At 49.7% G+C, this 13,077-nt stretch carries 14 protein-coding genes and 1 pseudogene; 1 reads left to right on the forward strand and 14 read right to left on the reverse strand.

Going from position 1 to position 13,077, the window contains the following annotated elements; genetic code table 11:
- Positions 1-215: 215 nt before the first annotated feature.
- The 13 genes and pseudogenes from arsB to Q8O92_02885 form a co-directional block, all read right to left on the reverse strand.
- The gene (arsB, locus tag Q8O92_02825) at positions 216-1,262 is read right to left on the reverse strand and encodes an ACR3 family arsenite efflux transporter (protein ID MDP2982249.1); all 1,047 of its coding nucleotides are present in this window, start codon (positions 1,260-1,262) and stop codon (positions 216-218) included.
- Between the two features lie 19 nt (positions 1,263-1,281).
- Positions 1,282-1,728, reverse strand: a complete 447-nt coding sequence (locus Q8O92_02830) for an arsenate reductase ArsC (GenBank protein ID MDP2982250.1) — start codon at positions 1,726-1,728, stop codon at positions 1,282-1,284.
- 8 nt (positions 1,729-1,736) lie between these two features.
- Entirely contained in the window at positions 1,737-2,543 is an 807-nt protein-coding gene (locus Q8O92_02835) for an arsenite methyltransferase (protein MDP2982251.1), read from the reverse strand.
- Positions 2,544-2,861: 318 nt separating this feature from the next.
- Positions 2,862-3,557, reverse strand: a complete 696-nt coding sequence (locus tag Q8O92_02840) for an aromatic aminobenezylarsenical efflux permease ArsG family transporter (GenBank protein MDP2982252.1) — start codon at positions 3,555-3,557, stop codon at positions 2,862-2,864.
- The gene (locus tag Q8O92_02845; protein ID MDP2982253.1) at positions 3,557-4,087 is read right to left on the reverse strand and encodes a nitrophenyl compound nitroreductase subunit ArsF family protein; all 531 of its coding nucleotides are present in this window, start codon (positions 4,085-4,087) and stop codon (positions 3,557-3,559) included. Before Q8O92_02845 ends, Q8O92_02840 begins: the two co-directional genes overlap by 1 nt.
- 79 nt (positions 4,088-4,166) lie before the next feature.
- On the reverse strand, positions 4,167-4,400 hold the full coding sequence (locus tag Q8O92_02850) for a thioredoxin family protein (protein ID MDP2982254.1): 234 nt from the start codon (positions 4,398-4,400) through the stop codon (positions 4,167-4,169).
- A 76-nt stretch (positions 4,401-4,476) separates the two neighbouring features.
- Positions 4,477-4,869, reverse strand: a pseudogene (locus Q8O92_02855) (permease).
- Positions 4,870-4,951: 82 nt separating this feature from the next.
- The gene (locus Q8O92_02860; GenBank protein MDP2982255.1) at positions 4,952-5,254 is read right to left on the reverse strand and encodes a metalloregulator ArsR/SmtB family transcription factor; all 303 of its coding nucleotides are present in this window, start codon (positions 5,252-5,254) and stop codon (positions 4,952-4,954) included.
- Between the two features lie 133 nt (positions 5,255-5,387).
- Positions 5,388-5,729: a P-II family nitrogen regulator gene (locus Q8O92_02865; protein MDP2982256.1), complete on the reverse strand. Its 342-nt coding sequence runs from the start codon at positions 5,727-5,729 to the stop codon at positions 5,388-5,390.
- Between the two features lie 22 nt (positions 5,730-5,751).
- Positions 5,752-6,987 (reverse strand): ammonium transporter, encoded by a 1,236-nt coding sequence (locus tag Q8O92_02870; GenBank protein MDP2982257.1) that lies wholly within the window; start codon positions 6,985-6,987, stop codon positions 5,752-5,754.
- Between the two features lie 423 nt (positions 6,988-7,410).
- On the reverse strand, positions 7,411-8,742 hold the full coding sequence (locus Q8O92_02875; protein ID MDP2982258.1) for a hypothetical protein: 1,332 nt from the start codon (positions 8,740-8,742) through the stop codon (positions 7,411-7,413).
- Positions 8,743-8,963: 221 nt separating this feature from the next.
- Positions 8,964-10,295, reverse strand: coding sequence for a phosphoglucosamine mutase (gene glmM / locus Q8O92_02880; protein MDP2982259.1), 1,332 nt, complete (start codon positions 10,293-10,295; stop codon positions 8,964-8,966).
- A 9-nt stretch (positions 10,296-10,304) separates the two neighbouring features.
- Entirely contained in the window at positions 10,305-11,096 is a 792-nt protein-coding gene (locus Q8O92_02885; GenBank protein ID MDP2982260.1) for a carbohydrate-binding family 9-like protein, read from the reverse strand.
- Positions 11,097-11,388: 292 nt separating this feature from the next.
- Between Q8O92_02885 and Q8O92_02890 the strand changes: the two genes are divergently transcribed.
- Positions 11,389-12,840 (forward strand): SH3 domain-containing protein, encoded by a 1,452-nt coding sequence (locus Q8O92_02890; protein ID MDP2982261.1) that lies wholly within the window; start codon positions 11,389-11,391, stop codon positions 12,838-12,840.
- A 40-nt stretch (positions 12,841-12,880) separates the two neighbouring features.
- Here the strand turns inward: Q8O92_02890 and Q8O92_02895 are convergent.
- On the reverse strand, positions 12,881-13,077 hold a 197-nt coding region (locus Q8O92_02895; GenBank protein MDP2982262.1), incomplete at its 5' end, for a hypothetical protein.

Here is a 13,077-nt window from a genome sequence, read left to right on the forward strand (position 1 = left end):
AGTGTAACGTCAATCAGATAATGTCTGGTGCTGGAGTTTCTTTTTTTTTTACCCCCTTTAAAAGGGGGTCGCCGCTCAAGCGGCGGGGGGATCTTTATTCGCTGGGAAGAAGAAATCCCCCCTGCCTTTGGCATCCCCCCTTGTTAAGGGGGGAATATGAATCCAACTTTATTGCATTGACTTAACACTAGTCGCTATGGGGAGTATAACACGATTTATCTGATTATAAAATATCTTTTCCGCAAGTACCGCGCCACATCCACCAGGCCGATGAGAATCGGCACTTCGAGGAGCGGGCCTATCACGGTCGCCAGAGCCTGTCCCGAACCGATTCCGAATATGGAGATGGCCACCGCGATGGCCAGTTCGAAGTCGTTGCTGGCCGCAGTGAATGAGACAGCGGTCGCTTTCTCATATCCCACATTCATCTTCCATGCGACGAAAAAGGTAATAAACCACATGAGAATGAAATAGCAGGCCAGAGGGAGCGCAATGCGCAGGACATCGAGGGGAAGCTGAATGATGACTCCGCCTTTGAGCGAAAACATCACCACGATGGTGAATAACAGCGCCACAAGGGTGATCGGGCTGATGCGCCGGAGAAAAGCGGATTCATACCAGTCCCGCCCTTTCAACCGTATCAGGCTGTACCGTGAGACGATTCCGGCGAGAAAGGGTATGCCCAGGTAAATGAACACTGTCTTGGCCGCATCGACAATGGATACGTTGATGGCAGCTCCGCCGCCAATCCCAAGCATCCCAAGAAGTACGGTGATAAAGAAGAAAATATAGACTGCGTACAGTAAGACCTGAAAAATGGCGTTGAACGCTACCAGGCCGACCGCCAGCTCACGGTCTCCTCCGGCCAGCTCATTCCAGACGATGACCATCGCGATGCAGCGCGCCAGTCCCACCAGGATGACTCCGACCATGTATTCAGGATAACCGTGGAGAAAAACGACCGCCAGCACAAACATCAGCACGGGGCCGATAATCCAGTTCTGGATCAGGGAAACGGCCAGCAGTTTCTTATTATGAAAGACAAGTCCCATCTCCTCGTACCGCACCTTCGCCAGAGGCGGATACATCATGAGGATAAGCCCGATGGCAATGGGAATCGAAGTGGTGCCTACCTGCATGCTGGTGATGAGCCGGGTAATTACCGGAAAAAAATAGCCGATGGCAATTCCGGCGCCGATTGCCAGAAAAATCCACAGGGTCAAAAAACGGTTAATAAATGAAAGCTTTTTCTTTTCTTCCACATTAAATCTCCTGTCCTTTTTATTGATCCTTCATCTCTTTCAACGCCGCCGGAAGCGTTTCTACAAATGCCTTTATCTCGTCGCGGACTCTGCGGTAGTGGGTCAGCGCCTCCTCTCCGGTTTTCGCATCGGTGGCAAGTTTCGGAGGATCGTCAAACCCGACATGGAGAACTTTTGCTTTTCCAGGAAAATAGGGGCAGTTCTCGAATGCATGACCGCAGACAGTAATGACATAATCGAAGGGGATATGAAGCAAATCGTTCACATTCTTAGACTTATAACCGGATATGTCGACTCCCGCTTCCGCCATCACTTTCACAGCGTTAGGATTCAACCCCTGTGTTTCAATCCCGGCTGAATACACATCAATAGTATCTCCGCAGAGGAGATGTGTCCATCCTTCGGCCATCTGGCTGCGGCAGGAGTTGCCGGTACAGAGGAAGAGAATTTTCAGCTTTTTTTCCATGAAAAGCCTCATTTCCCCGGTTTATGGGCGAATACGGTGATACTTCTCACGATGCCATCACATTCACTCAAATCCGGCAACTCTGATCCGCAGCAGGCGTACTCGCCGCTGGATGCGATAAGATCAACGGTGAATGGGGTTTCCCTCAGAACGGTAATATTCTCAAATCCGGCCTTTTCCATCTGCTCCAGGTAATGATTCTTCTTTTCCGCACCGGATATACAGGCGGAATAGGCGGTTACCGATTCCTTTACCCATTGCGGAAGTTCACCGGCCAGCACAATGTCCGATACCATCAGCCTTCCGCCCGGACGCAGCACCCGGAATGCCTCACGAAACACCTTTGCCTTGTCCGGCGCCAGATTGATGACACAGTTGGAGATGATCACATCGACCGAGTTGTCATCGACTGGGAGGTTCTCAATCTCTCCCAGTCGGAACTCCACATTCGTTGAATTGCTTTTCAGGGCATTGGCGCGGGCTTTCACGATCATCTCCGGGGTCATGTCCACACCGATAACCCATCCGGTTTTACCGACCTTTTCCGCGGCGAGAAAACAATCCAAACCCGGCCCTGAGCCGAGATCGAGAACTATCTCCCCTTCCCGGAGTGACGCGAACGCTGTCGGATTCCCGCAGCCGAGACCCAGGTTGGCCTCCTCCGGAACCTTTTCCAGTTCCTTATCATCATAGCCTATTTTCCTTGTAATGGCCGGACCGCAGGAAGAAGGTCCGCACCCGCAGCCGCAGCCTTCTTTCTGGGCAATGGTACCGTAGGTTTTCTTCAATACTTTTTTCAGGTCTTCGTTATCCATGGTAGAAACCTTTCTTTGTTTGTCTGAACCTTTGATTTACATGATTATGGGATTAACTTGATTGATAAATATGACGACATATTTTATTGCGTTTCCTTTCATATTAGATGCCGAAACGGTTGCTAAAAGATGCGCTGCGCTTTCATCGTTCCCGCGAAGCGGCAACAAGTTCGGCATGACACGTGTCATCCTGAACTCGTTTCAGGATCTAAACACTCAAAACATGTGTAATTATTTATGTTATCGGGAAATCCTTTAATCCAACGAATCATGGTTCAGATTTATTTACGAACTTTTTATTCTGAATCCTGTCCTTTACTAAGGCATCGTTACTCCAAAAATATTCTGCATCGACAGGTATATCCCGACAACAATTAAGACCATCCCCGTAATTCTCCTTGCCCAGCGCTCGAAATGATTGAGCAAGTGGAAAGCCTTCCCCACCGATTTTGCGCTGAACGCCAGGAGCACGGCAAACAAAAGAACCGGGAGCCCCGTTCCGATACCGTAGAGAACGGGCATGGCGACCGGCGATCCCTGCTTGACTGCCAATGGTATCAGGCTCCCGAAAAAGAGAGCCGCCGACACGGGGCAGAAGGCAAGGGCAAACACGATACCCATGAAACCGGCGCTCCAGGCATCGGTTCTTTTTGCAAATCTTTCCCCGTTCACATTAACTCCCGTCCAAATAAGGTTCAGGGGAATGATTCCCAACATAAGAACGCCGGTCAGAAAAAGAAGAGGGCCGAGGATTTTTCCCATGTTTTGCTGGAGAAAGAAAGAAATAACCGGTATGGACAAAAGTCCTGTCACAGTAATAATACCGATTACAAGGTAGGTCAGCACCCTTCCGGCAGTATACGTCAAACCGGAAAAGAGAACGCTCCCGATGTTCCCAACCCTCTTCCCGATAAAAGAAATAGCGGCGATGTTGGTAGTCAGCGGGCAGGGGCTCAGGGAGGTAAGTACGCCCAGCCATAAAGCGGTAACGATGCCTGTCAGCGGGGATTCCATCAGCCCTTCACTGTAAATGATTTTACTTCATCGATAATATAAGCCATGAATGTTTTCTGATCACCCAAAAGCGCCCAGACTTTGTCCAGATTTTTCCAACTCACCTGTTTGCCGTCCCGGATTTTCACCAGCACCACCGATTTGGTATAGAGCTGAAAATCCTTGATAAAGTGAGCATTTCCCGATTCATCCACATTCACCATGCGCCAGACCATATCCATCTTTTTCAGTGCATCAGAGAAACACTTTTCAATCGCTTCTTTCGTGTACGCCTCGATTGCGCGGCAGTTTGGACACCGTTGGGTGGTCATGAAATAGTATACTACGACCACATTTGCTTTGGGGGAAAGGGGCATCGGGGATTCTTTCCGCGTAGATTCCTCAGTCTGAACGGCAGAAGACGGGGTTCCTTTTTCCGCGTTCTCCCCTTCTGCATTACTGTTCTTTCCCCTGCATCCCTGCATGAACAAGCCTGATCCAATCATGATAAGCGCCATAAACAGCAGGCTTGAAAAAAATTTGTTCCGCATGATGTGATGTCCTTATTTTGATATGAAAGTAGTTCTTTATGCTTAATACCATTATTTTTAAAGTAGTTAAGCTATAAAATTATGAAAGAATTCTTTTAATTTCCTCAACCGAGGGAACTATTCCCACCACTTTTATTTCATCATTAATTGCCAGCGCCGGAGTCATTATCACTCCGAAATTCAGAATATCATTAATATCATCCACTTTGACCAACTCATACTCGATTCCCAACTCATTTGCCGCAGCTTCCGCGTTTTCTGTGAGCTTTTTACATTTCGGGCAGCCCGTGCCGAGAATCTGAATTTTTTTCAAGGTTTGTTCCTTTCTCTTCTTCCCATATTGTCTGAACCATGATTCGCATGATTACAGGATTAACTTGATTTTTTTCATTGATCGCCGGGCCGGAATAGAGAAACGCTGTCGCAGGCCCGAGCCCGGCGCCCTGTTTGTAAATTCCCGCGAACAGAGGAAGCACGGTGCAGGAACAAACCGCAAGAACACTGCCTGAAATCGATGCCACTCCATAAGCGAGCACCCTGTTTGCTTTGGACTCCAGATATTTCATCACCGCAGCCTGACTGATGAAAACACTTATCGCCCCGGCAATGAAAAATGCAGGCACGAGGCACATGATAACATGCTCCCGGGCGTACCATTTGACTAAAGCGAGTGACTCTGTAATGGAATGGTCAAACCGTACATTCCCAACCGGCACATAACAAATACCGAGAAACACCGCCAGAATTATAAGGAGCGATTCCCACTCCGATTTTAGTTTCATGCGTATATTTTCCTTCAAGATTTCTTCAATGTAATCTTGTAATTATTTGGTATTTTTGCCAAACAGCAGGTATAAAATATTGTCAAACTTCTTTTCGTGTTTTCATAACCAGCTCGCAGCAGTCAAAGAAATTCATCACACAGGGTGTTTTCAGGCGGTAAAAAACCTGCAAGCCCCTCTTTTCATCCTGCACAATCCCAAGATTCTTGAGAATCGACAGGTGCTTGGAAACGGTGGACATGTCCGCGCCGATCATTGCGGTAAGCTCGCAGACACATTTCTCACCCCGGGAAAGCTCATCCACAATGAACAGCCGGGTTGGGTGCGCGAGCGCTTTGATAATCCTCGCGCGGGTTTCATAGCGGGCCTGGATTTTGGGGTCCATGCGTGTTCCTTTCACTTGGTTATTTGGCAATATAGCCAAATTAAAAAGCGCAAGTCAATCTCTTTTTTAGCTTCTGTGATAAAAAAATGGTTCATGTTATACGCAGAGATTCAAAGAAGTCCGATGGTATTTTTTATCCTATAGCCACTCCTCCTGTTTCTTCGGTTCTTATGCGGACACACTCATGAAGATCGAGAATGAATATTTTGCCGTCGCCAATAGTTCCTGTGCGCGCTCCACGGATTATGGCATCTATAGTGGGCTGGACGAAATTTTCGTTCACTGCGATCTCAAGCTTGATTTTCTTTAGGAGATTACCGATCTCCTTAGTGCCTCTATAAACCTCGGTCAAACCCTTCTGACGGCCACAGCCGAGCACGCTGGAAACTGTCATGAGGTGGACCTCCACCGCTTCCAGCTCACGTTTTACATTTTCCAGTTTATGTGGCTGAATAACTGCTATAATGTACTTCATTGTATAAACTCCTCCTGTCAAATCAATCTAGGATAGTGTAGGCCTGCTCTTTATGCTGGGTGAGATCGAGACCGATTATTTCATCATTCAGCGATACACGTAAGCCGACCAGCTTGTCTACAATCTTATAAATGATAAACGTCAGTACGACTGCATAGGTAATACAGGATACCGCACATAGCGTCTGAATGAAGAATAGCTTGGCATTGCCGAAAAAGAGACCGTTCGCCCCCGCCCCGTTGATGGCCACCTGGGCGAAAAGGCCAGTCGCCAGAATCCCTGTGAGACCGCCGATACCGTGAACACCGAAGACATCGAGAGAATCATCGTACCCGGCGGCAGGTTTGATCTTCATGACGAATAGGTAACAGAAAATGCCCGCCATCATGCCGATGATGATGGCGGACATCGGCGAAACAAACCCGCAGGCAGGGGTGATAGTGGCAAGTCCGGCCACCGCGCCGGTCATCGCTCCAAGCACAGTGGGAGTACTGTTCATTATCCAGTCGATGAGCACCCAGGTGAGCCCTGCAGCCACGGCAGCGGTGTTAGTGGTAACGAAGGCATTAGCGGCAAGTCCGTTTGCGGCAAGGGCGCTGCCTGCGTTGAATCCGAACCAGCCAAACCACAAAAGACCACCGCCGAGCACTGTCAGGGGCAGATTGTGCGGGGAGAGCGCCACACGTTCATAACCGTTCCGTTTCCCAATCAAAATGGCCATCACGAGAGCCGAGAAACCTGAGCTTATATGGACCACCGCGCCGCCGGCAAAATCGAGTCCGCCCAGGTTCCGCAGCCAGCCGTCAACACTCCATACCCAGTGAGCGATGGGGTCATAGACGAGAGTCGCCCAGAGCAAAACGAAGATCACCATGCCGGAGAATTTAATTCGTTCGGCGAAGGCGCCGATTATGAGAGCCGAGGTGATAATTGCAAACATCGCCTGGAAAATCATGAAGGCTAGTTGCGGTATGGTACCGGAATAGCCGGGGTTCGGATTTGTCCCGACCGAGCGGAGCCCCGCCCAGTCTAGCGTACCTATGAGTCCGCCACCGGCGTCCGGGCCAAATGCAAGAGAGTAACCGTAGAGCTCCCACTGGAGCCCGATGACGCACATGATGATAAAGCACTGCATAAGGGTGGAAAGAATATTCTTTCGCCGTACCATTCCTCCATAGAAGAATGCCAGACCGGGAGTCATCAGGAGCACCATGGCCGCCGCGATAAGGACGAATGCAGTATCACCAGAGTTTATCATAAGAGTTCCACAATCCTTTCTGTTCAAATCCCTTGCTGTTTCAAATTGATAAGCATTATCTGCTTCAGGGGATGCAATTATTATGCCGAATGAGCGCCCGCGGTCAACATATGGACATAACTAATTGATTGTGATGATATTATCAATATGGGGAATGATATGGAAGACTAAAAAACACATGAAAATAGAACTCTATTCGGTAATTTTCTGAACAGGTCCGGTTACTGTGCACAGTAATCTAATATCATCATAAATCTTGATTTAACTGAGGGTGGCGCGATGGATGATAAAGAGAAGTCGAGACCGGTTGATAGGGGGACAGTAAAATATGTTAAAGGGGTCCATTTGCGTTCCTTTCACTTGGCTGTTTGGCATAATAGCCAAGTGAAAGGGCACGTGTCAATAGCTATTTAAGGGGGTAATTCAGTATCCCCGCTTGTCCGCAATCGCACGCACATCCTTGTTGAAGGCGTTCCCGCCGATAAGATGGCCGCCCATGTTCAACACGGGAGTCATGTCCGCCTCGATCATGTGGGCGATGAACTGGGCGTTCAGCATCCAGAGAGTGAGCGCATAGAGCACCCCCGTAGTCGGGCAGATTTTCTTGTCGAAGCCGGGCACAGTGAGCACACCATCGCGCTCCGGGGAAAAAGTATCGATATGGTGGTCGGCGTACTTCGGCAGGTCGTCGCCAGCGCTCCCCTCGGTTTTGCCGGGGCCGATGTAGATTATTTTCATCCCGGCGCTTTTGAACGCATGGGCCGCCTCGATGTTCTCTTTAGTGTCCGACAGCTCGCTCCCGATAATCACAAAATCCCCGGATTTGACTTTTCCACTGAGGTCACGCGGGACGATATTTCGGGTCATGGCGAGTCCGGAGGCGCGATATGTGTTTTCATCCGCCATTTCACAGCCGAACGAAAAACAAAAGTATTTTGCGCCCTGGGCGGCATATCCGGCCATAGCTTTCGCCACAGCATCGATACTATCGAAAGAGTTGCGGATTTTCAGACCGCGCTGTTTGACGATACGGAGATACTCGGCTGATTTGTCGCCTTTCCCCATGGGGCCCTTCCCTTTGTCACGCATGGCGATCTCGGCCGAGAGCATCCAGTAGAAATTGCCCACTCCCTGCACTGAGAGCGGGCAGCCCCGTACCGCAGGGATCTCCGGATAATTCAATACTCCGTTACAGAATGGCACTCCCGCAGTCAGCACGAGGTCGGAGCAGTCTTCGGTCAATAGGTTGTCGGTCGCTCCCAGGGTGGTGAGAACCCCTTTCGGGGTGGTCTTGTTCGGAAGATAAGGCACCCGCGCTCCCAGGGTGAAAGCGCCGCGGTCATGGGCTTTTTTCACTCGCAGCTTGGGGCCGTCGAAGAACAGGAAATCGCCCTTCCCTATCGGATCATACTCTTCATCCTTTGTGCTGTAGGTTCCGGTGGGAAGATAATCGGGGTTCCCGGGACGGCCGATGCGCAGCTCCTTGACCAGCATGTGGCCGAAATGGGCATGGCTGTAGAGCTTTCCGCCGTTCTTGAGAGATTCAGCCGCCTTGTCAGCCGCCTGGATGATGATAGGTAGTTCGGTTGCCGCCTCACGGTTCCAGATCTCCACCGCCCGCTCATAGTATTGAACTCCGTAGGGTTTAACCGTCTCTCGTTTTACTTCGGCTGCTTCCGCAGTATTCATGCTGAGACCGGATATACCCGCAGCCAGACCGGTCAATCTGGTCGCAGCAAATTCTCTTCGTTTCATGGTTACTCCTAAAAAAATACAAAGATAAATGATCGTCTGAACCACTGATTTATGTGATGCCTATGATAAAAGATGATGTAAGAGTGTCTGAACCATGATTCTCAGGAATGATTAGCCTGATTTTTTTCCATTATTATAAGCTATATATTACAATATTAATGTATGGAATTTTAATCTATCATGCAAATCCTCTAATCCGATAAATCATGGTTCAGACTTATTTATTTTATCGCTTTATGCACCCGCTTGACCAGGTCTTCCAATTCCTTCCGGGTGGGAGCTTCAGCGATGATCCGGATCACCGGCTCGGTGTTGGAGGCCCGTACATGAATCCAGGATTTCCGGCGAATGATCTTCACGCCATCGCTCTCATCCAGGGTTTCTCCGGTAAATGCCGTTTCAAGAGAAGCCTTCCAGGAGGATATACCGGAGATATCTATTTTCTCTTTCAGAACAAGGTACTTCGGGAAACGTGCGGCAAAGGCGCTGATCTTTTCACCTTTCTCAGCCATGCACGAAAGCAGGAGCGCCATCCCCAGCACCGCGTCACGACCGGAATGAAGCGCCGGAAAAATCACACCGCCGTTGCCCTCTCCTCCTATTTCGGCGCCGACTTCACGCATTTTTTTCACTACATTGATCTCTCCCACCGGAGCGCGGTAAACAACTGCGCCATGACGTTCGGCGGCATCGTCGATCATCCGGGAGGTGGAAAGATTGCATGCGGCCTTTTTCGCCGAGCGCCCGAACAGGTAATCCGCCGCGATGGCCAGAGTATATTCTTCTCCGGGGGCTTTTCCCGTCTCATCCACGATGGATAAACGATCCACATCCGGATCGACCGCGAACCCTATGTCCGCCTTCTTTTCCTTTACAAGGGTACAGAGGGCGCCGATATTTCCCGAAACCGGTTCCGCGCCGTGGGGGAAAATGCCTGTAGGCTCGGCATGTATCGCAAAAACTGTGCAGCCGAGACGTTCTAGAAGACGGGTACAGATCGAGCCTCCCACCCCGTTGACCGCATCGAGACATACAGTAAACCGCCGTGAAGCGGTTATGTCCCGGTTGATGATGTCAAGCGCCAGAATGGATGCAATATGATGTTCATCAGCGCCGTCCCAGGGGGTTATCGAACCGATGAGTGGCATTTTCGATATATCGCCTGTCGAGGAATAGACACTCATCAATCGGGCGCCTTCTTCGGAGTCAAGGAAGACGCCGTCCTGTCCGAGAAACTTGAGGCCGTTCCACTCGCGCGGATTGTGGCTGGCGGTTATGATCACGCCGCCGCTAGCATGTTTGTAAGTGACCGCCATCTCAGTGGTCGGCGTGGAAGCCAGGCCGAGATCGATTACATCCGATCCCGACTTGCGCAGGCCGGAGATGACCGCTCGGGCCAGTGCACTTCCGCTTACCCGGGAGTCTCTTCCCACCACAACGATTCCCTTGTAAAGAGTTCCGAATGCATGGGAAAACCGTTCCACGACTATCTCATCCAAACCTTTGCCATATATGCCCCGAACGCCGGAAACGCCGATCATTAACGATTGCATAGAAACTCCTTATTGCTTGTCGACAAACCTCACATACCCGAACTGCTCGGGTACATGGTAGGAATTGAGATCCAGAGGCGCCCACCCGGACAGCTCTACATCGTTGTCTCCTGATCGCGAGCGCTCGTAACGGTTGAGGTTGATTCGCCACATATCACCCGGTTTCGGAGGCAGGTTTGCTTTCCCGCCGATTTTACAGAAGCCTTTCCAGGGCAGGGCCAGCTCATACACGGTTCCCTGATCCACATCGCTCTTGTCGTTCACCGTTCCGTAATTCATGACCCCATGCTGCATTCTTGTTAAACTCCAAGAGAAAAGATTGGTCCAGTCCACCGGTTTTCCGTCACGGTACTTAAATGTCTTCTGGGGAATCCAGATGTCGTTCATAGTGTTGAGACAGTTGAAATGCAGCTCGGCATAATCGTAACCGTCGCCGTCCGGGTCGATGAATATCTCGACCGTTTCCTCCTCACAGAGGCATGCCTTGTCTCCAACGGTCATCGTGCTCCGGATATCGGGATCTTCCACGGCAACCAGAATGTATAAGTTGTCCTCATCCCAGAGCATTTTTGCTGTGGTACGGTGTTTGACCGTTAGATCCCCTTTCTTCTGGAACCGTGTGAATTCCCCAACTTCAGGAGCGAGCTGCCAGGCGATCTCATCCGCCACCCCGTTAATTACAATCGATCCGGTTTTCAGATGACAGTCATACCGCCTCACCCATGTGGAATCGGTTTGCGCCAGCGCGGTGGAGGTAAAAAGAGTGATGAATCCGATCAGAATGAAAGCTGTCCGTTGCATACCGTCTCCCCATGTTATTGTGCGATGATTGCACATTAGATCCTGAAACGAGTTCAGGATGACACGTGTCATGCCGATCTTGTTTCGGCATCCATACCCGGATTTTTTACTATAAAGCTGATGTTTCACTTTCTGAGAATATAATTTAACAACGCTTCCCAAACACTAGTTTTATTGATTGAATCCCATGATTTCTGTAAAATTGACTTGAAAAAGAAATCAATCATACGTACTATTTTCACATTGAGAAAGATATGTTTTGAAGACTTGTGATCATGAGGAGGTTTAGCGTATGAGTGCATGTATCCGTCTAGTGCTGTCCGGAATTTTTCTTTTCGCCCTTTTTTCGTTTGCTCTGAGTGCGCAACTGGTGAACCGCGCCCCGGACGTATACCCGGGAACACTTCCCGAGATGCGTACGCCCGCCTGGTGGATTGCCCGTATGTCACATCCCGACGAAGTGCTTATGACTTCCGACAGAATCAAATACATGAACGAATCTTTTATGGCATTCATGAAACACCCCAACCCTTTCAGCGATATTCCCGATGAACAAAAACCTTCGCTCATCACATGGTGGCCCGGAAGCCTGATTTCTGCGCCTGACATTGACAGCATGGCGCCTGAAATTCTTTCCGACAGCGTAAAATCCTGGATTTCTGCGGAAGCGGGATACCTGCGCAGCGGGAGATTCGGAAATGTTACTGGTGTACCATATTCAAGGCGCGATATTGAACGGTTAGAGAGAGAGATGGCTTTCGAACGGATTTCCCGTACAATAACTGTCCAGCACGGTATCGCAGTCCGTTATACCCAACTCAGAGTCATTCCCTCGTTGTTTATGTATGAACAGGGGATCAGCGACAGCGCTCTTTCAGTTTCCGGAAAAATCATCAACATCACCGTTCACTGGGATATATGGAATAACGGATTCCTTAAAATCGGGAATCACGCTTTTGTTCTCCATACTTCGCGGTCGGGAGAATTTCTCTTTGTTTTGAGCGATACGAGGTACGGCTGGGTGCGGGCTGAAGATATCGCATTCGGTGATAAAGAAGAAATTGCTGAATATAGCGACGCACCTGATTTTGTGGTGTGCACTGGCAATCGCGTCCAGTTCTACACCGATTCCAACTGCCGCCTGGTCTCAGGGTGGTTCGGCATGGGAGACCGCCTTCCGCTCGCGTCAAAATCGAACTCCCGCCTGATACGAATACCGATGCGCACCGGCCTGGGCGGGTTATCCACCGGCGCCGCCTGGCTTGAAAAAAATGCGGATGTACATTTGGGATGGCTCCCTTATACACGTCGAAATGTAGTTCTCATCGCGTTCAAACTCCTCGATGCCCCTTATGACTGGAGCGGCGCATGGTTCGGCCGCGACCATATCACAACTTATCGCGATATTTTCGCGGTATTCGGATTCACCCTGCCCCGGCATGATGGATTATTCGCTTTTTACGGCGGTAACAAAATACCTGTCATGAAACCCGAAATCGGGAAAGACCGGCAGTACCTGATGATCCTCGAACACGAACCCTTTGTCACCATCATGAGCTGCGGAGGCCATGCAAAACTGCTTTTAGGAGGATATAACGGGGTCCCGATTATTTTCGACCACTACGGCCACGGATACACAAATGAGAAAGGAGAGTATGTTGAATTATGCAGGTGTTTTATCGGCGACATGAAGATTCCGGCGTATTTTTTGAACCGCCCGGTTGCTTTTCTGGAGCTGAAATAGAAAAGAATCCATCTGGATAGAAGGCAGGTCAGCATACCGGTTAATTATATCCCAGCAGGAATTTCACAAAGGTAGTGGAAGTCTTGTAGTTTTCAAAAGCGCGCAATGATTCATCGAATTGTTTCTCGTCAAAGCGAATTCCCGCCGAAGCCCAGATGTTGTATCCAAAATAGACTGTGCGATTCTGAAGCTGAAGAGTATAGGTTTTCTGCTTGTAGTTGTTCTCGCTCTGAATAT

Source organism: Candidatus Latescibacter sp. (assembly GCA_030692375.1).
Lineage (GTDB): Bacteria > Latescibacterota > Latescibacteria > Latescibacterales > Latescibacteraceae > JAUYCD01.